An 18129-nucleotide genomic window follows, 5' to 3' on the forward strand; every position below is an offset into this window, starting at 1 on the left:
CTTGCCATACCTATCGATTATCAATAGATTCCCATCGTGACTCGATCGAAGGAGCGACGATGGGAAGACTGACGGTGCTCGCGCTGCGCGCCGTGCTCGTGGTGGTGCTCACCGGCACCGTGCTCGTACAGGCATTGATGGTGTGGACGTTGGTCAGCGGGAGCGACCCCGAGGACGGGTCGCTCCCGCTGACCCCGCTGCGCGTGCTCACGATCCTGGGCCTGATGTCGGCGCAGGTCACCCTGGTCTGCGTATGGCGGCTGGTGACGATGGTGCGACGCGGAACGGTGTTCTCTCCCACCGCCTTCCGGTACGTGGACGTCGTGATCGGCGCGATCGTGGCGGCTGCCCTCGTATGGTTCGCGGTCACGGCCCTCAACGCACCGGGCCAGCGGGACGACCCTGGCGTCACCGTGATCATGGGCGGGGTCGGCCTGGCGATCCTGGGGGTCGCGCTGATCGTGCTCGTCCTGCGGACGCTGCTCGCCCAGGCCGTCGCGCGCGATGCCGAGGCGACGGCGATGCGGGCAGAGCTGGACGAGGTGATCTGATGCCGATCACCGTCGACATCGACGTGATGATGGCCAGGCGGAAGATGTCCGTCGGCGAGCTCGCGGAGCGCGTCGGGATCACGCCGGCGAACCTGGCGGTGCTCAAGAACGGCCGCGCGAAGGCGGTGCGCTTCGCGACACTGGCGGCGCTCTGCGAGGTGCTGGAGTGCCAGCCGGGTGACCTGCTGCGGTGGGAGCCCGGGGCCGAGTCCGAAGCCGCATCCGCCGCCGCGCCGGAGACCAAGACGGAGGTCGCGACGGAGAGCTGACCTCGGCCCCCTCGCCCGAGACCGAAGCCCGGGCCTCATGCAACCCGAAGCCCGGGCCTCACGCCAGACCGAAGTCCCGCGGTCACCCCAGACCGAGACCCGGCCTCGCCCGAGACCGAAGCCCGGGGCTCGCCCAGGCCCGAAGCCCGGGGCTCGCGCCAGACCGAAGCCCGCGCCTCGCGCAGGCCCGAAGCCCGCGCCTCGCGTAGGCCCGAAGCCCGGGGCTCGCCCAGGCCCGAAGCCCGGGCCTACGCCTTGGTCTCCGTGGCGGCCGCCTTCGCTGCCCTGTGTTCCCGCCAGCGGCCCATCATTCCGAGCATCTCCTCCTGGAGGAACTCGAAGAACTCCGCGGTCTCCGCCGTCCGTCGCCCCGCCGCCGTGCTCGGGCCGAGGATCTCGGAGCCGTCCCGGAGCACCTTCTCCCAGCGGACCAGGATCTGATCGCGGCGGGTGATCGTCTCGTACCAGACCTCGTTGTGGAGCACGTAGCGCTCGCGGCGCGAGCCCGGGTCGCGCTCGCGGCTGACCATGCCGACCTGGTTGAGGTAACGGACGGCCCCGGAGACGGCGGCCGGGCTGATCTGCAGCTGCTCCGCGAGTTCGGCGGAGGTCATCGACGCCGATTCCGAGGCCAGCAGCGCCGCGAACACGCGTGAGGCCATCCGCTGCATCCCCGCCTCGGTGAGTTCGGCGGCGAAGCGCTCCACGAACCGGGAGACACCCTCGTCGTTGCCCTCGCCGCCGGCGCCGGTCGTCGTCATCTCGCTCATCCCCCAACTTTATACGGTTCCTTAACTTCACAATTTTGTGAAAGTAGCGTACGTTCTGAAGCATGACGAAGGCAATCACCGTCGCCGGGCTGCACAAGTCCTTCGGGCGGACGCATGCGCTGGACGGCCTCGACCTCGCGGTCGAGACCGGTGAGGTCCATGGCTTCCTCGGCCCCAACGGCGCCGGGAAGTCCACCACCATCCGGGTCCTCCTCGGACTGCTGCGCGCCGACTCCGGCGCCGCCCAGCTCCTCGGCCGCGACCCGTGGAACGACGCCGTCGAGCTGCACCGCCGGATCGCGTACGTCCCCGGTGACGTGACGCTCTGGCGCAACCTCTCCGGCGGCGAGGTCATCGACCTCTTCGGGCGGCTCCGCGGGGGCCTCGACAAGACCCGGCGGGCCGAGCTGATCGAGCGGTTCGAGCTCGACCCGACGAAGAAGGGGCGGACGTACTCCAAGGGCAACCGCCAGAAGGTCGCCCTGGTCGCCGCCTTCGCCTCCGACGTCGACCTGCTCGTCCTCGACGAGCCCACCAGCGGCCTCGACCCGCTGATGGAGGAGATCTTCCAGAGCTGTGTCGCCGAGGCGCGCGGGCGCGGGTGCACGATCCTGCTCTCCTCGCACATCCTCAGCGAGGTCGAGACCCTCTGCGACCGGGTCAGCATCATCCGCAAGGGGCAGACGGTGGAGAGCGGTTCGCTCGCGGACCTGCGCCACCTCACCCGTACCAGCGTCACCGCCGAACTCGCCGGCGCGCCGAACGGGCTCGCGCACCTCCCCGGCGTCCACGACCTCGCCGTCCAGGGGCACAAGGTGCGGCTCCAGGTCGACACCGACAAGCTCGACGCGGTGCTGCGCTCGCTGACCGACTCGGGAGTGCGTTCGCTGACGAGTACTCCGCCCACGCTGGAGGAGCTCTTCCTCCGCCACTACGCCGACGAGACTGCCGAGGTGACCGCGCGATGAGCACGCTCGCCGTGCATCTGACCGGGACCGGCTCCCTGGCGCGGCTCGCGCTGCGCCGCGACCGGGTGATGCTGCCGATCTGGGCGCTCGTCACCGGCGGCATGGTCGCCAGCGGTGTCGGCTCGCTGGAGGGCCTGTACGGCACCCAGGAGCAGCGGACCGAGCTGGCCGCGTCGATGAACGCCAACAGCTCGATGCGCTCACTGTACGGGCCGGTGTTCAGCGACTCGCTCGGCGGGCTGGTGGCCTGGCGCTTCAGCACCTTCGCCGCCGTGCTCGCGGCCGTGATGAGCCTGATCATCGTCATCCGGCACACCAGGGAAGAGGAGGAGACCGGGCGTCAGGAGATGCTCTCCTCCGCGGTGGTGGGCCGCCGGGCCCCGCTGACCGCCGCGCTGCTCGCGGCGCTCGTGGCCAACACGGCCGTCGCGCTCCTCATCACGGCCGGCCTCGCCGGCCAGGGTGCGGGCGGGGCGCTCGCCCTCGGCCTCGCGGTCGGCGGCACGGGAATGCTCTTCGCCACGATGGCGGCGATCGTGGCGCAGCTGACGGAGAGCGCGCGGCTCGCGAAGGGGCTGACGGCGGCGGTGCTGGGCCTTGCCTTCGTGCTGCGCGCGGCGGGGGACGCGGGGACGGCTGACGGCTCTTCGGTGCTGACGTGGCTCTCGCCGATCGGGTGGGCCGAGAACGTTCGCGCCTTCGCGGGTGAGCGGTGGTGGGTGCTGCTGCTGATCGCCGCGGCCGTGCTCGTACAGGCGGCGTTGGCGTACGAGCTGGCCGGCAGGCGCGATGTGGGCATGAGCTTCCTGCCGACGCGGCCCGGCCCCGCGGTGGGGCGGCTCGGGACGGCCTGGGCGCTGGCCTGGCGGCTGCAGCGGGGCAGTGTGGTCGGCTGGTTGGTCGGCTTCCTGCTCGGCGGGATCGTCTTCGGCGGGATGGTCGAGGGCGCGGCCGACATCGTGGGCGACAACGAGCAGGCGCGGCAGATCTTCGAGCGGATGGGCGGGCAGACGGGCCTGACCAACGCGTTCCTGGCGACGATGGTGAACCTGTTCGGGATGATCGCGGCGCTGTACGCGGTCGGTTCGGTGCTGCGGCTGCACGGAGAGGAGACGTCGCAGCGGGCGGAGCCGATCCTGGCGAACGCGGTGGGGCGCATGCGGTGGGCGGCCGGTCACCTGGTGATCGCGTTCGGGGGCGCGGCGCTGATCATGCTGCTGAGCGGCCTCGGCCTGTACGTCTCGTACGGCTCGGACCTCGGCCCGATCCTCGGTGCGTCGCTGGCGCAACTCCCCGCGATCTGGACGCTGGCGGGGCTCGCGGTCCTGCTGTGGGGCGCGTTCCCCGGGGCGGCGGTGGCGGGGTGGGGTGCGGCCGGCCTGTGCCTGGCGCTGGGCTGGATCGGCCCGGCGCTGGATCTTCCGCAGTCGCTCCTGAACCTGTCGCCCTTCGGCCACTTGCCGAAGCTGCCGGGCGGGACCATGGCATGGGGCCCGACCCTGACCCTGACGGCGCTGTCCCTGGCCTTCGTGGCGACGGGCCTGTGGCGCCTCCGCCACCGGGACGTGACGACGTCCTGACGCCACCGGGAACGAGGGGCCTCCCGACCGGGGCGGCGGCGCGAAGCCGCCGCCCCGGCGGATGGGGCCCCTACACCTCCACCAGGAGCTCGTTCACGCCCCTGATCACGTAGCCCGGGTTCCACTGCGGCTCCGCCGTCAGGCGCAGGCCCGGGGCCCGGCGGATCAACTCGTCGAAGATCGCCGTCAGTTCCAGGCGGGCCAGTGGTGCGCCGAGGCAGTAGTGGATGCCCGCGCCGAAGGTGATGTGGGGGTTCTCCTTGCGGGTCAGGTCCAGGACGTCGGGGGACGCGAAGCGAGCGGGGTCGCGGTTCGCCGAGCCGAAGAGGAGGGCCACCTCCGAGCCGCGGGGGATCCGGACGTCGCCCACCTCGATGTCGTCCAGGACCCAGCGCTCGAACATCTGCAGCGGGGTGTCGTAACGCAGCAGCTCTTCCACAGCTGTGGACAACATTCCGTCCGGATCACGCCGCAGCGCCGCGAGCTGTTCCGGATGCCGCAGCAGCGTCCACCAGCCGTTGACCGTCGTGTTCACCGTCGCCTCGTGCCCCGCGTTCAGCAGCAGCACGCACGTGGAGATCATCTCCTGCTCGGTCAGCTCCTCCACCGCGATCAGCGAGGAGATCAGATCCTCTCCAGGATCCTTCCGCCGCCGCTCGATCAACTCCCGCAGATACGCCGAGAAGTCGAGTGAGGCCTGGACCGCCCGCCGCGCCGTCTCCTCCGACGGGTTCAGCTCGAACATGCCGCAGATGTCCGCCGACCAGGGCCGCAGCCGCCCCCGCTCCTCGTCCTCCGCGGGAATGCCCAGCATCTCCGCGATCACCGCGACCGGCAGCGGCTCCGCCACGTCCGCGAGCAGGTCCCCGCCGCCCCGCTCGACCAGGGCGCCGACGAGCTCCCCCGCCAGCCGCCGCACCGTCGGCGCCAGGTTCTCCACCGTCCGCGGGGTGAACGCCTTCGAGACCAGGCGCCGGATCCGCGTGTGGTCGGCCGCCTCCAGGTCGAGCAGACCGTGGTCGTTGAGGGTGTGGAAGGGCTCGTATGCCGCCGGCGGAGGCGTGCGCCCGAACTCCTCGTGCGTGAAGCGGTGCGTGTACGTGCGGCCGAGGCGCCGGTCCCGCAGCAGCGACGACACGTCCTCGTAGTGCGGGATCAGCCATTGGCGGGTCGGCCCGTACCAGTGCGCCCGGCCCGTCGCCCGCAGCTCGGCGTAGGCGGGGTACGGGTCCGCGACGAAGGCCGGCGACCACGGCTCGAAAGGAACATCCATGGCCGGACGCTACCCGGCGACCACCGGCCGGCCTAGCCGCCGACCTGCACCAGCCTCGCCTCGTACGCGAACACCGCCGCCTGCGTCCGGTCCCGCAGCCCCAGCTTCACCAGGATCCGGCTGACATGCGTCTTGATCGTCGACTCGGCCACCACCAGATGGTCGGCGATCTCCGCGTTCGACAGACCCTGCGCGATCAGCACGAGCACCTCGGTCTCCCGCTCGGTCAGGTCCCCCACCTGAGCCAGCGTCGGTGGCCTCGGCGTCTCGGCCGCCTTCGCGAACTCGGTGATCAGCCGCTTCGTCACGGTGGGCGCCAGCAGCGCCTCGCCGGCGGCCACGACCCGTACGCCGTCGGCGAGCTGCCGCGCCGACGCGTCCTTGAGCAGGAAGCCCGAGGCCCCGGCGCGCAGCGCCTGATAGACGTACTCGTCGAGATCGAAGGTCGTCAGGACCAGCACCTTCGCGTCCGCGTCCGCCGCGACGATCTCGCGGGTCGCCTCGATCCCGTTCAGCTCCGGCATACGGATGTCCATCAGGACCACGTCCGGGCGCAAGGCCGCCACCTGCGCGATCGCCTCGCGGCCGTTGACGGCCTCGCCGACGACCTCGATGTCCGGCATCGCGCCGAGCAGCACCGAGAAGCCCTCGCGGACCATCATCTGGTCGTCGACGATCAGCACCCGGATCACTGGTCCGCCTCCTCACGCGTCACGGGGATGAAGGCCGTGACCTCGTAGCCGCCGTCCTCGGTCGGCTCGGACGTCATCTCGCCGTTCAGCATCGACACCCGCTCACGCATCCCGGTGATCCCGTGCCCCGCTCCCGGGGAGGGCTTCACGAGGCCGCGCGCCGGACCGTTGACGATCCGCAGGCCGAGGCCGCCGAGGACGTACGACACCTCGACCTTCGCGCCGGCGCCGGGCGCGTGCCGCAGCACGTTGCTCAGCGCCTCCTGGATGATCCGGTACGCCGAGAGCTCCACGCCCTGCGGCAGCTCCCGCACCGCGCCGGTCACCGTCTTCTCGACGTCGAGCCCGGCCTCGCGGACGTTGCCGATCAGCCCGTCGAGTTCGGCCAGCGTGGGCTGCGGGGCGTCGGGGGCCTCGTAGTCCTCCGCCCGTACGACCCCGAGGACGCGCCGCAGCTCGGTCAGGGCGGCGACCGCGTTCTCACGGATGGTGACGAAGGCCTGCTCCAGCTCCGGCGGCGGGTTCTCGACCCGGTAGGGCGCGGCCTCCGCCTGGATGGCGACCACCGACATGTGGTGGGCGACGACGTCGTGCAGCTCGCGGGCGATGGTGGTGCGCTCTTCGAGGAGCGTGCGCCTGGAGCGTTCCACGGCGGTCACGGTCTGCTGGGCGGTGACGGTCTGCTCGGCCTCCCTGCGGACCTGGAGGACGGTCACGACGAGCAGCGCGAGCGCGGAGGGGAAGAGGACCGACACGGCGTTGTCGCTGCCTCCCCGGAGGGTGGTGGCGAAGAAGGCGTACGCGAGGGTGACCACCCATATCCAGGCGGCGGTGCGGGGCCGGGTGCGGGCGGCCACCACCGTCATCACCACCACCTGGGCGATGCCGGACGTCGGGCCCCACGGCCAGCCGTAGTCGTACGAACCGAGGAAGGCGACGAAGGGGGTGAAGGCCAGCGACGCCCAGAACGCGAGCACGGGGCGGACCAGCGTCAGCAGCACGGCCACGGTCGGCATTCCGGCGAAGACGAGGACGAAGACGCCGTTGCCGGACCCGAGGTCCATCCCCATCGCGAAGACGAAGAACGCGAAGGCGGCCACGATCGCATGCGGCGTCCAGCGGGCCTTCCTGCGTATCCGCCCCGGGAGGCGCCGGGTCAGCGGTCCGTCGACCGCCATCGGCGGCAGCGGCCGGTAGGCGAAGGCGTCGTGGAAGAGGTCCTGGCGCAGCCCGCCGAGTGCGCCCTGGGCCAGGCGGAACTCGGGGCTGCGGCTCGTTTCACGGGTGTCGGTCACAGCAGCCAAGGTACGGGGGCGGGCGGACGCGGTCGTCACCTTGAATATGGATCCTCCCGCGTCCTCCCTGAGGACTACGGCGCTGACCAGCACGTGGTCGCGATCAGCGACCACGCGTGTGCGCGGTCACGCCCGGAACGCGTCCGCATGGTCCGCGGCCCACCGCGCGAAGGTGCGCGCCGGGCGGCCGGTGACCCGCTCCACGGTGTCGGCGACCGTCCTGCCGACCTCGGGGGTGTTGCCGTACGCCTCCAGCAGGAAGCCGATCACGTACTCGTCCAGGCCCGCCGTCCGCCACTGGCCGACGGCCTCCTCCTCGGTCAGCTCGACCAGCCGGATCTCCCGGCCGCGGGCGGCGCCGAGGGTCGCGATCTTGTCGTGCAGGGTGAGCACCTCGGGGCCGGTCACGACGTACGACTGCCCGCCGTGCCCTTCCTCGGTGAGTGCGACGGCGGCGACCGCGCCGATGTCGCCCTCGTGGACCATGGCGCTGAGCCGGTCGGCGAACGGCTCGCGGATCTCGTCGTCGGTCCGGATGCCCGGCGCCCACTCCAGTGCGTTGGACATGAACTCGACCGGCATGACCACCGTCCAGTCGAGCCCCTCACTCTCCTTGACCGCCCGCTCCAGCGGCGTGTCCTCGCCACCGTGCAGCACGGTCACCCGGCGGACCCCCGCCTTCGCGGCGAGCTCCAGAATGCGCGGGCCGGTCTCCAGCGGGGCGAAGGCCGCGCCGCCGAAGGTGATCAGATGCAGGCCGGTGACGCCCTCCAGGGCGGTGGCGAGCGAGTCCGGGTCGGTGAGGTCGCCGACGGCGATCTCGACGGACTCGGGGAGCACGGCCCGGGCCTTGTCCGCGTCACGGGTGAGGGCGCGGACGGCGTGGCCGCGGGCGAGGAGCTCGGCGACGACCTGGCGGCCGACGGTGCCGGTGGCTCCGGAGACGAGGACCTTCTGGCTGCTGGTGGTGGTCTGCTGGTTCTTCATGCCTCGACGGTAGGAAGGCTTGCGGTCAGCTTCTGTCCGCAAGCCTCGGCCTCATGTCCGCTCAGTACGCGAGCTGGGCGATCTCCTCCGCGACCACCGCGCATGCGTCCGCCGCCGGGTCGATCAGCGGGAAGTGGCCGACGTCCTGCAGCAGCGTGAAGCCGACGGTCTCCCCCGCCTTCGCCGCCGCCTCCACGTAGGCGTCCGCCACGGCCTGCGGGACGACGATGTCGTCGCGACCCTGGACGACCGTCGTGGCGATCCCCGTCGGCAGCAGCAGCGCGGGGTCGGCATGGCGCGCCCGCACGTCGAACTCCCCTTCTCCACCCAGGAGTTGAGTCACCGCACCGCCGCAGACCCCGAGCTCCACCGCCCGGTCGAAGTGGGCGATGGGGGCGAGGGCCACCACCCCGCGCAGCTCGGGCGCGGCCGGCAGCCGCCAGGGCGCGTCCGGCGCCAGTACGTGCCGGGCGGCGGCCCACAGGGCGAGATGGCCGCCCGCGGAGTGGCCGGTGAGCACGATCCGGCGGGGATCGGCCTGCGGCAGATGCTCGGCGGCCAGTCGCGGTACGGCGTCCAGCGCCGCGGCCACGTCGTCGAAGGTCTCCGGCCAGCGCCCCGCGACGGGCGCGGTCCCGCCCTGCCGGGGGATGGCACTGCCGCGCCGGTACTCGACGTTGGCGACGGCGAAACCTCTGCGCGCCAGAAAGTCCACGAAAGGAGTCAGGTGCTGCCGGTCGTACGGCGCCCGCCAGGCACCGCCGTGCAGCGCGACGACGAGCGGAGCCCGCTGCCGGCCGTCGCGCGGCGCGTAGAAGTCGACGACCTGGTCGGGGTGTTCGCCGTACGCGGCGGACACGTCAGGGGCGACGGCCGGGTGCGAGAAGGCCGATGCTTCTTCGGCGGCGTCGCGCGCGGCGGGGTCCGGCATTCTGTTCCAACCTCTCAGGGACGCGGCCCAATTGGCCTGACCTGCGGGGACCGTACCAGGACTGACGCCCCCACAGATCAAGCGATCATCGGACCTACGAACCCGACACGTCGGCCGGGACCCCCGCCGGGACCTCGGCCAGGACCTCGGCGAGGACCCGCGCCGCCCGCTCCGCGTCCGCGAAGCCGACGTACAGCGGCGTGAATCCGAACCGCAGCACGTCGGGCCGGCGCAGATCGCCGACCACCCCGCGCCGGATCAACTCCGCCATGACGTCCGGCGCCTCGGCGCAGCGCAGCGCGACCTGGCTGCCGCGCTCCCCGTACGACTCCGGGGTGAGCGACTCGACGCGGCCGGCCGGCGCGTACTCCCGTACGCACTCCAGGAAGAAGTCCGTCAGGGCCAGGGACTTCACCCGGACGTCCTCGATGTCGACACCGTCCCAGACGTCCAGTGCCGCTTCGAGCGCGAGCATGGACAGGATGTCGGGGGTGCCGACACGGCCCCGGAGCGCGCCCGCCGCCGCCTCGTAACCCGGGGTCATCCCGAACGGGTCGGCGTGCGAGTTCCAGCCGGGCAGCGGCGAGTCGAAGGCCGCATGGTGGCGCTCGGCGACGTACAGGTACGCGGGCGAGCCGGGGCCGCCGTTCAGGTACTTGTAGGTGCAGCCGACGGCCAGGTCGACCCCGTGCTCGTCCAGGCCGACCGGCAGGGCGCCCGCGCTGTGGCACAGGTCCCAGACGGCGAGCGCGCCCGCCGACCGGAGCGCGGCCGTGATCCCGGGCAGGTCGTGCAGCCGGCCGGTGCGGAAGTCGACGTGGTTGACCAGGGCGGCGGCCGTGCGCGGCCCGACCGCGCCCGGCATGTCGGCGGGCGCGACCGGCACGATCCGGCGGCCGGTCACGCGGGCCGCCGACTGGGCGATGTACCCGTCCGTGGGAAAGGTCGTCGCGTCGACGAGGATCTCGTCCCGGTCGTCCGTGCTCAGCCGGGCCGCGGCGACCATCGCCTTGAAGACGTTCACGCTGGTCGAGTCGCCGACCACGATCTGTCCGGGGGCGGCGCCGACGAGCGGGGCGATCCGGTCACCGATCCGCTCGGGCGCGGTCCACCAGCCGCTCTCGTCCCAGGAGCGGATGCGCAGCTGCCCCCACTCGCGGGTGATGACGTCGGCCATCCGGGCGGGGACGTGCGCGGGCAGGGCGCCGAGCGAGTTCCCGTCGAGGTAGACGGTCTCGTCGTCGAGGGCGAACTTCTCGCGCAGCTTGGCCAGCGGGTCCTCCGCGTCCCTGCGCAGCGCGTTCTCGCGCAGGGACTCAGACATGGCTGCGCGCCGTCCACAGCTCGGGGAACACGTTCTTCTGAGCCCGCTTCTCCAGCCAGGCCACGCCCGCCGAGCCGCCGGTGCCCGTCTTGGAGCCCATGGCACGGCGGGTGGCGACGAGGTGGTCGTTGCGCCAGCGCCAGATCAGCTCGGCGACATCGCTCAGCGCCTCGCCCAGCCGGACGAGTTCGGCGTTCTGGTCGGTGTCGGCGTAGATCCCGGCCCAGATCTGCTCGATCTCGGGCGACGGCTCGTACTTCTTCGCCAGGTCGCGGCCGAGCACGGCCTCCGGCACGGGCAGCCCGCGCCGGGCGAGGAGCCTGAGCACCTCGTCGTACAGGCTGGGCTCCTGGATCGCCTTCTCCAGCTCGGCGTGGACGCGGGGCGCGCCGCGGTGCGGCACCAGCATCGACGCGGACTTCTCGCCGAGCAGGAACTCCATACGCCGGTACATCGCCGACTGGAAGCCGGAGCCCTCGCCGAGGGCGGCGCGGTAGGAGTTGAACTGCGCGGGGGTGAGCTGGGCGAGCGGCCGCCAGGACTGGTTCAGCGCCTCCAGCTCGCGCACGGAGCGCTTGAGCGCGTCCATCGCCACCGGGATGCGGTCCTCGCGCAGCGCGCGGCCCGCGGTCTCCCATTCGTGGACGATGACGGTGAACCACAGCTCCATGACCTGGGTGGTGACCAGGAAGACCATCTCGCCCGGATCGTCGGAGCGGAGGTGCTGGAGGTGGGTGAGTACGTCCGCCTGTACGTAGTCCTCGTACGGCGTGGTGCCCGCGAAGTCGAGGTTCGGGTCTGCGACCGAACCGGCTCCGGAGGCATCGGGGAAGGTGGACATCGCTGTCTCCTCGATACGCAACTACCGGGTAGCGGTCCGCTCCTTCCGTTTGGCAAGTGGAGCCCCGGTCCCCTCGGGGCCGCGTGCTTCGTCGCGCGCGGTCCCATGCGCATCATGGCACGATCGGGCCCTGGATGTAGCTACCGTCTTCGTCATACGGAAATGCGTTCGATCGGCAACCGTTGAGGCCCTTGATCTGCTGCATCATCACCGGCGCGGGCTTGCCCGGCCCCGGGCAGCTCATGTGCATCCGGATGCCGATCTCGTGTCCGACCTCGTGGTTGATGATCAGATGCCGGTACTCCGCGGGTGTGCCGGAGAAGGTCGGGGAGCCGAGCATCCAGCGCTTGAGGTTCACCACGACACCCTGGGTGGTCTCGCAGTTCAGCTCGCCGCGGGTGTTGAGGCCCTGCGCGAGACAGAGCCTGTCGGCGGTCTTCGGGGTGGCGATCCGGATGACGAAGTCGGCGTTCTCGGAGACCAGCTGGAAGCGTCCGCGGCCGTGGGCGGCCCAGCCGCGCGGATGGTCGAGGATCTGCTGGATCTCACCGGCGACCTGGCGGGCGGAGAGGTCGATGCCGTCCTCGACCTGGACGCGATAGCGGCGCAGGGTGCCGCCGCTGCCGACGGCGTCGCCGGTGGACTGGGCGGTGGTGAAGGTACCGGCGCCGGAGGCCGGCACGGTCGTCTTCTTGGACGTGGGCGTCGGCTTCGGCTTGGGGGTGGTCGGCTTCGGCTTCGGCGGGGGCGTCGTGGCCGCCGGGGGCGGGGGCGGCACGGTCGTCCGCTCGACGGTGGGGGCCGCGGCCTCGGTGGAATCGGGCTTCTTGCCGCCGTTGTAGTGGGCGAGGGCGGCGCCTGCGCCGAGGGAGAGGGCGACCAGTGCCAGCGTGGGCAGGGCGAGCCGTCTTATGGGGCTTTTCGGACGCCTCTCGGACCGGCCCCGGCCCCGCCGGCGGCTCTGTGTGCGGCCCCGGCCTGCGGGTGCGGCGGCACGCTTGCCCAAGACAGACTTCTCCCCTGCGTCAGCCGGAGTGGGGGAAGAGGGTGGGGCCTCTGTGCCGGCGGCTCGGTACAACGGTCCGAAGGATCGTAACCGTCACTTCGAACACCTTCGAACGGCCGCGGGACTATGACCGGAATTCCCCCTGCCCTTGCGGACAGGGGGAACCGAGCGTCACCGAGAGGCTGCGGCGGGCATCACCCAAGGGCTCCACCAGCGCGTCACCTCAAGGCCCACCGAACGTCACCTCACGGCTCCGCCGGGCGTCAGCCGAGGGTTTCGGCCGGCCGTGACCTCGTGGCTGCGCCGGATGTCGACCGAGGTCTCCGCCGCCGTCACCGCGAGGCTCCGCCGGGCGTCAGCCGAGGGTTTCGGCCGGCCGTGGCCTCGTGGCTGCGCCGGATGTCGACCGAGGTCTCCGCCGCCGTCACCGCGAGGCTGCGCCGGGCGTCAGCCGAGGGTTTCGGCTGCCGTTTCGGAGGAGTCGCGCAGGAACGTCGAGCAGCGCTCGTACTCGTCCTTCTCGCCGATCTCGCCGGCGGCACGCGCCAGCGCATGCAGCGCCCGCAGGAAGCCCCGGTTCGGCTCGTGCTCCCACGGCACCGGACCGTGGCCCTTCCAGCCACTTCGGCGCAGCGCGTCCAGGCCGCGGTGGTAGCCCGTACGGGCGTACGCGTACGACTCGACGACGCGACCGGCCTCGTACGCCTCGTCGGCGAGCTGGGCCCAGGCCAGCGAGGAGGTCGGGTACTTCGCGGCGACGTCCGCCGGTGCCACGCCGTTCGCGAGCAGCTCGCGCGGCTCCGGGTCGTCGGGCAGGTGGGTGGGGGGCGGTCCCCCCAGCAGGTTCTCGTGGATGGCCATGGGGCCAGTCTGCCTCAGCCGTTCCCCGGGTCCAGCGGCGGCGCCGTCACCCCGCAGTGCACCTTGCACTCGGGGTGGCAGTCGGCCCCGCCGACGGGCATCCGCACCGTCGCCCAGGCGAGGACCGCCCCCGCCACCATGAGCCCCGCGCACATCGGCATCGCCCGCTGGAACGTCTCCCCGAACTCCTCCGCCGAGCGGTACGCCTCGGGCCCCATGCCCGCCAGCGCGGGCAGCGCCGCGACCGCGAGCAGGCCCGCCGCGCGCGCGGCCGCGTTGTTGATCCCGCTCGCCAGACCGGCGCGCGCCACGTCCACCGAGGCCAGGACGGTCGCCGTCAGCGGGGCCACCACGACGGTCAGGCCGAGACCCAGCACCACCATCGCCGGCAACACGTCCCGTACGTACGAGGCGTCCTCGCCCACCCGCAGCATCAGCATCATCCCGCCGGCGCACAGCAGCGGCCCCACGGTCAGCGGGATCCGCGGCCCGATCCTCTCGCCCAGCTCCCCCGCCTTCGCCGACAGCAGCAGCATCAGCACGGTGGTCGGCAGCAGCGCCGTGCCGGCCGCGAGCGCCGAGTAGCCGGACACCACCTGGAGCTGGAGCGTGGCCAGGAAGAAGAAGCCGCCGAGCGCCGCGTACACACACAGCGTCACGAGGTTGACCACGGTGAACAGCCGTGACGCGAAGACCGACGGCGGCACCATCGCGGTCTCGGCCCGCCGCCGCTCCACCAGGACGAACGCCGTCCCGACCACCAGGCCGAGCGCCCCCGCCCACCACGCCTCGGCGATCAGCGCGTACGTGACGAGGGCGAGCCCCGCCGCGCCGAGGAAGGCTCCGAGGACGTCGAAACGGCCCCGCGCGGACTCGTCCCGCGACTCGGGCACATGACGCAGCGCGACCGGTACGCACAGCGCGGCCAACGGCACGTTCAGCAGGAACACCCACCGCCAGCCGGGCCCGTCGACCAGCCACCCGCCGACGAACGGCCCGATCGCCGCGCCGACCCCGCCGAACCCGGACCACAGTCCGACGGCCTTCGCCCGGTCGTCCGGGTGGAAACTCGCCTGGATCAGCGCGAGCGAGCCGGGGGTGAGCAGCGCGCCGCCGATGCCCTGGAGGGCGCGGGCGGCGATCAGCACACCGGCGTTGGGCGCGAGCCCGCACAGCAGCGACGCGATCGCGAACCACACGATCCCGACGACGAAGACCTTCCGCCGTCCGTACCGGTCACCGAGCGCCCCACCGAGGAGGATCAGCCCGGCGAGCGTGAGCATGTAGGCGTTGACGATCCACTGGAGGTCGGCCATGTCGGCCCCCAGGTCCTCACCGATGTGCGGCAGGGCGACATTGACGACGGTGGAGTCCAGCAGCGCCATCCCGGACCCGAGCACGGTGGTGAAGACGATCCACCGCCCCGTGCCGGAGCTCAACCGGATGTCCATGCCTGCATGGTCCCGCGAACCACGGAGCCCCGCCCGCCGGAACGGCGAACGGGGCCCATGTCGGTGCGGACGTGCCTCAGCGGGTGAAGTTGAAGTACTTCCAGGAACCGTAGATCGTCGTGTTCACGTTGTCGCCGGACGAACCGTCGACGTACGCCGAGCGGACACGGAAGCGGTACCCAGCCGCCCCGTCGCCGTCCACCGTCACGTACGCCATGCCGTTGGCGTTCAGCCGGAAGTAGTCCGTGGCGACGTGCTGCCACGCACCCCCGTACCAGATCTGGAGGTCCAGCCGGGTGCTGCGGCCCGGGTAGGAGTTGTGCCAGGCGGCGATCATCGGATCGGCCGTCTGGTGGTAGGTCTGGTACGACGTGCTGCCGATCTTCGTCCACTTGTAGTGGCGCGACAGCGTGGTCGTCAGACCCGCCCGCGTGTAGACGGCCGACCGGGCCTCGGCCGGGGCGGAGCGGGAGTCACCGGCGAAGTTCACGGACACCCAGGTGTCGCGGGTCATCTTGAGCTGCGCCGCGAGCTTGCCCTCCGAGTTGACCGCACCGCGCCGCAGCAGCTTCTTGGGCTCCGGGCCGATCGGGTCGGCCCAGATCTCCACCTCACGGTTCTTGTACGTCGGGCCGAGCGTGGCCGTGTACCAGACGGGGGTGTTGAAGTTGACGGTGAGCCCGTTGCGGTCCAGCGTCAGCGCGGTCTTGTTCCGCGAGACCTCGACCTTGGCGGTCGCGGAGGCGCCGTTGTGCGCGGCGTCCCCGGCGTACGCGACCTTGTAGGTCACGCCGCCGCCGGCGGTCGGGGTGTCCGTGAACGAGAAGGCCCCGTTCGCACCGAGCGTCTTGGTCCCGAGCGCCTTGCCCTGCGGGGCGTCGACGTCGTACCGGGTGACGGTGAGCGGCGTACCGGCCGGGAGGGGCAGCGTCGACGCGACCGTGCCACTGACGGTGAGCGCCTTGAGCACGGACGCCGTGGCCGGGGCCTTGACGGTCACCGTGCTGAGGTGTGCCTTGGGCATGCTGTAGATCTGGAGCTGGAAATCGGAGCTGCCCGGGCGCTGGACCGGGGCGAACAGCCGGGTGCCGTCGGGCGACCAGGCCAGCTCCTCCTCCTCAAGCCACCCGGACGTGTCGCGCACGCTCGCGGGTGCCGCCGCTCCACCGGGGAAGACGAAGATGTCACCCACGTTGTCGCGGTCGTACGACGCGCCGGCCACGGTGCCGTCCGGGGCGATGTCCACACCCTTGGCACCCCAGGACACGGGGTAGCTCGCCACCTCGGAGAGGTCGGCGAGGCTCAGCTCGGTCAGCGAGGTGACACGGTCCGCCACCACGATGTTCTTGCCGTCCGGGGTGAAGTCCACGTCGGCGACGAAGCCCTCGCGCTTGACCGAGGTGCGGACGGTCGGCGTACCCGACGTGACGTCGTACGCGACGATCGGGCCCGAGCTGATGTTGCTGTCGATCGCGACAAGGGTGCCGGGCGCCGCCGGGTCGGTGAAGAGCTTGGGCGTGGAGGACCAGTCGGCGCCGGCCGAGAGGGCCAGGGTGACGGTCGGCGTCTCCGTGGTCAGGTCCACGGAGCCGAGCTCGGAGTCCCAGTTCTCGGCGTAGCCGAACCAGAGCTTGCCTTCGTTCGCCTCGACGGTCGAGGGCTTGGTGCCGGTACCCGTCGGGTACTCGGCGGCCACGGTCAGCTGCTCCGTGTCGATGGCCACGATCTTGTCCGCGCCGGCCAGGGCCGCGTACAGCCTGCTGGAATCGGCGGAGAGGTCGAGGTCACGGACGTAGTCCAGTCCGGTGATCGACGTCAGGACCACGCCGTCGAAGTCGGTGACGACGATGCGGTTGTTGTACGTGTCACCGAAGTAGAGGCGCTGGTGCACACCGTCGACGACCATGTCGCCGACGCTGCCGACGGGAAGCGGCGCGACCTTGTCCGTCGCGGCGGCCGCCGAACCCGCCGTGCCCGCGACGAGCGCCGCGGAGCTGAAAAGGACCGCGAGCGCCGTCGCGGCCGAAAGAGTGCGCTTGCGCACGATGAAGAGACCCCCCAATTGAGTCTCCGGCCTCTCACAAACGGAGGCACGGTGAGCGAAGACTAGATCACGCCACCGACAGCCCGCCTCCCGGTATCCCCCCTGGCCGCCTCACCCCGTTCGCAGCCTGCTCGCCGCCCTCACCAGCGCGTCCGCTCCCCGCTCGGCCTTCTTCCGCGGGCAGCCGATGTTGAGCCGGACGAATCCGGGGGCTCCGTAGACGCTGCCCGGCATGATCGCGACCTTCTCGGTCTCCACCAGTTCGCGCTGGAGCGCCGTCTCGTCGATGCCGAGCGGGCGCAGGTCGATCCAGGCCAGGTAGCCCGCCTGCGGGGGTGTCCAGGTCACGCCCGGCAGCCCGTCCGTGAGCCGCTCCTCGAGGAGTCGCATGGTTCCGGCCACGTACGCCCGCAGCTCGTCCAGCCACGGAGCGCCCTGGGTGTACGCGGCGATGTGGGCGGTCAGCGAGAGTACGGCCGGGGAGGCGAGGCCCTCGCCGGTCTCCATGCGGCGGATGAACGCCTCGCGCTCGTCGGGGTCGCCGATGATCCCGTACGAGCCGGAGAGCGCGGGGAAGTTGAAGGCCTTGGTGCCCGAGGTGATCAGGGCCCAGCGCCGGACGCGCACGGCCTCGGCGATGCGGCTGAAGGGCAGATGGCGGTGGCCCTCCGCGACCAGGTCCGCGTGGATCTCGTCGCTGACGAGGGCGACGCCGTGCCGCTCGGCGAGGCGGGCGAACTCCGTCAGCTCCTCCTCCCGCCAGACCCGGCCGGTCGGGTTGTGCGGCGAGCAGAGCAGCAGCATCCGGGCGTCCGGCCGCGCCAGCTCCGCCTCCAGCGCCTCCATGTCCCCGACCGGTACGCCGCGCAGCTCACGCCCCAGTCCGGTGACCGCCTTGCGGAAGCCGTCGTACGTCGGGGTGTGCACGACCACCCCGTCGCCGGGCTCGGTCCACATCCGGAGCAGCTGTGAGAGCTGGTTCAGCACGGACGGCGCGTAGACCAGCGTCTCGATGTCGAGCGCGGTGTCGTAGCGGGTCGCGTACCAGTGGCGGATCGCCTCCCGGAACGTGCCGAGCCGCCAGTCCGTGTAGCCGAACACCCCGTGCTCGACCCGCTCCTTCAGGGCGCTCAGCACCTCCGGCGGGGAGGCGAAGTCCATGTCGGAGATGGTGAAGGGGAGCAGGTCGGACACCGCGAAGCGGTCCGCTATGCCGTCCCACTGCACCGACCAGGTGCCGCGCCGGTCGATCTCGCGGTCGAAGTCGTAGGGGTGCGTCGTCAACT

Annotated in this window: 17 protein-coding genes; 4 read left to right on the forward strand and 13 right to left on the reverse strand. The window is 71.7% G+C overall.

Annotated elements, in window-relative coordinates:
- Positions 1–59: 59 nt before the first annotated feature.
- On the forward strand, positions 60–551 hold the full coding sequence (locus ACFVZW_RS15415; protein WP_384521205.1) for a DUF2975 domain-containing protein: 492 nt from the start codon (positions 60–62) through the stop codon (positions 549–551).
- Entirely contained in the window at positions 551–820 is a 270-nt protein-coding gene (locus ACFVZW_RS15420; protein ID WP_384521208.1) for a helix-turn-helix domain-containing protein, read from the forward strand. Before ACFVZW_RS15415 ends, ACFVZW_RS15420 begins: the two co-directional genes overlap by 1 nt.
- 248 nt (positions 821–1068) lie before the next feature.
- Here ACFVZW_RS15420 and ACFVZW_RS15425 read toward each other — a convergent pair whose 3' ends face one another.
- On the reverse strand, positions 1069–1590 hold the full coding sequence (locus ACFVZW_RS15425; protein ID WP_384521211.1) for a GbsR/MarR family transcriptional regulator: 522 nt from the start codon (positions 1588–1590) through the stop codon (positions 1069–1071).
- Positions 1591–1652: 62 nt separating this feature from the next.
- On the opposite strand from ACFVZW_RS15425, the gene ACFVZW_RS15430 reads away from it, so the two are divergent.
- Positions 1653–2558 (forward strand): ATP-binding cassette domain-containing protein, encoded by a 906-nt coding sequence (locus ACFVZW_RS15430; protein WP_384521214.1) that lies wholly within the window; start codon positions 1653–1655, stop codon positions 2556–2558.
- Positions 2555–4138: an ABC transporter permease gene (locus ACFVZW_RS15435; RefSeq protein ID WP_384521216.1), complete on the forward strand. Its 1584-nt coding sequence runs from the start codon at positions 2555–2557 to the stop codon at positions 4136–4138. Before ACFVZW_RS15430 ends, ACFVZW_RS15435 begins: the two co-directional genes overlap by 4 nt.
- 70 nt (positions 4139–4208) lie before the next feature.
- On the opposite strand, the gene ACFVZW_RS15440 is transcribed toward ACFVZW_RS15435, so the two are convergent.
- From ACFVZW_RS15440 to ACFVZW_RS15495, 12 genes are all read right to left on the reverse strand, one after another.
- Complete coding sequence (locus ACFVZW_RS15440; protein ID WP_384521219.1) at positions 4209–5411, reverse strand: cytochrome P450; 1203 nt, start codon at positions 5409–5411, stop codon at positions 4209–4211.
- Between the two features lie 32 nt (positions 5412–5443).
- Positions 5444–6103 (reverse strand): response regulator transcription factor, encoded by a 660-nt coding sequence (locus ACFVZW_RS15445; protein WP_329118839.1) that lies wholly within the window; start codon positions 6101–6103, stop codon positions 5444–5446.
- Entirely contained in the window at positions 6100–7407 is a 1308-nt protein-coding gene (locus ACFVZW_RS15450; protein WP_384521310.1) for a sensor histidine kinase, read from the reverse strand. Before ACFVZW_RS15450 ends, ACFVZW_RS15445 begins: the two co-directional genes overlap by 4 nt.
- A 117-nt stretch (positions 7408–7524) precedes the next feature.
- Entirely contained in the window at positions 7525–8385 is an 861-nt protein-coding gene (locus ACFVZW_RS15455) for an NAD(P)H-binding protein (RefSeq protein WP_384521222.1), read from the reverse strand.
- 61 nt (positions 8386–8446) lie between these two features.
- Entirely contained in the window at positions 8447–9316 is an 870-nt protein-coding gene (locus tag ACFVZW_RS15460; RefSeq protein WP_384521225.1) for an alpha/beta hydrolase, read from the reverse strand.
- 94 nt (positions 9317–9410) lie between these two features.
- Positions 9411–10640, reverse strand: a complete 1230-nt coding sequence (gene kynU, locus ACFVZW_RS15465; RefSeq protein ID WP_384521228.1) for a kynureninase — start codon at positions 10638–10640, stop codon at positions 9411–9413.
- Complete coding sequence (locus ACFVZW_RS15470; protein ID WP_329118833.1) at positions 10633–11481, reverse strand: tryptophan 2,3-dioxygenase family protein; 849 nt, start codon at positions 11479–11481, stop codon at positions 10633–10635. The genes kynU and ACFVZW_RS15470 overlap by 8 nt, the downstream gene beginning before the upstream one ends.
- Before the next feature lie 112 nt (positions 11482–11593).
- Positions 11594–12487 (reverse strand): DUF3152 domain-containing protein, encoded by an 894-nt coding sequence (locus ACFVZW_RS15475; RefSeq protein ID WP_384521231.1) that lies wholly within the window; start codon positions 12485–12487, stop codon positions 11594–11596.
- 447 nt (positions 12488–12934) lie between these two features.
- Entirely contained in the window at positions 12935–13348 is a 414-nt protein-coding gene (locus tag ACFVZW_RS15480; protein ID WP_384521234.1) for a DUF3151 domain-containing protein, read from the reverse strand.
- 14 nt (positions 13349–13362) lie between these two features.
- Entirely contained in the window at positions 13363–14799 is a 1437-nt protein-coding gene (locus ACFVZW_RS15485; protein WP_384521237.1) for an MFS transporter, read from the reverse strand.
- Between the two features lie 76 nt (positions 14800–14875).
- Positions 14876–16843 carry an Ig-like domain repeat protein gene (locus tag ACFVZW_RS15490; RefSeq protein ID WP_384521239.1) on the reverse strand — a complete coding sequence of 656 codons (1968 nt, stop codon included), beginning with the start codon at positions 16841–16843 and terminating at the stop codon, positions 14876–14878.
- 111 nt (positions 16844–16954) lie between these two features.
- Positions 16955–18127 carry a MalY/PatB family protein gene (locus tag ACFVZW_RS15495; RefSeq protein ID WP_384521242.1) on the reverse strand — a complete coding sequence of 391 codons (1173 nt, stop codon included), beginning with the start codon at positions 18125–18127 and terminating at the stop codon, positions 16955–16957.
- Positions 18128–18129 lie beyond the last annotated feature (2 nt).

The organism is Streptomyces sp. NPDC059567 (assembly GCF_042735655.1).
Taxonomy (GTDB): domain Bacteria; phylum Actinomycetota; class Actinomycetes; order Streptomycetales; family Streptomycetaceae; genus Streptomyces.

Excerpts from the sequence above, each read along its gene's own strand:
- ACFVZW_RS15435 (WP_384521216.1), top strand. The coding sequence starts at position 2,555 with ATGAGCACGCTCGCCGTGCATCTGACCGGGACCGGCTCCCTGGCGCGG.
- ACFVZW_RS15430 (WP_384521214.1), top strand. The coding sequence starts at position 1,653 with ATGACGAAGGCAATCACCGTCGCCGGGCTGCACAAGTCCTTCGGGCGG.
- ACFVZW_RS15460 (WP_384521225.1), bottom strand. The coding sequence starts at position 9,316 with ATGCCGGACCCCGCCGCGCGCGACGCCGCCGAAGAAGCATCGGCCTTC.
- ACFVZW_RS15455 (WP_384521222.1), bottom strand. The coding sequence starts at position 8,385 with ATGAAGAACCAGCAGACCACCACCAGCAGCCAGAAGGTCCTCGTCTCC.
- ACFVZW_RS15415 (WP_384521205.1), top strand. The coding sequence starts at position 60 with ATGGGAAGACTGACGGTGCTCGCGCTGCGCGCCGTGCTCGTGGTGGTG.
- ACFVZW_RS15470 (WP_329118833.1), bottom strand. The coding sequence starts at position 11,481 with ATGTCCACCTTCCCCGATGCCTCCGGAGCCGGTTCGGTCGCAGACCCG.
- ACFVZW_RS15440 (WP_384521219.1), bottom strand. The coding sequence starts at position 5,411 with ATGGATGTTCCTTTCGAGCCGTGGTCGCCGGCCTTCGTCGCGGACCCG.
- ACFVZW_RS15420 (WP_384521208.1), top strand. The coding sequence starts at position 551 with ATGCCGATCACCGTCGACATCGACGTGATGATGGCCAGGCGGAAGATG.
- kynU (WP_384521228.1), bottom strand. The coding sequence starts at position 10,640 with ATGTCTGAGTCCCTGCGCGAGAACGCGCTGCGCAGGGACGCGGAGGAC.
- ACFVZW_RS15425 (WP_384521211.1), bottom strand. The coding sequence starts at position 1,590 with ATGAGCGAGATGACGACGACCGGCGCCGGCGGCGAGGGCAACGACGAG.
- ACFVZW_RS15485 (WP_384521237.1), bottom strand. The coding sequence starts at position 14,799 with ATGGACATCCGGTTGAGCTCCGGCACGGGGCGGTGGATCGTCTTCACC.
- ACFVZW_RS15480 (WP_384521234.1), bottom strand. The coding sequence starts at position 13,348 with ATGGCCATCCACGAGAACCTGCTGGGGGGACCGCCCCCCACCCACCTG.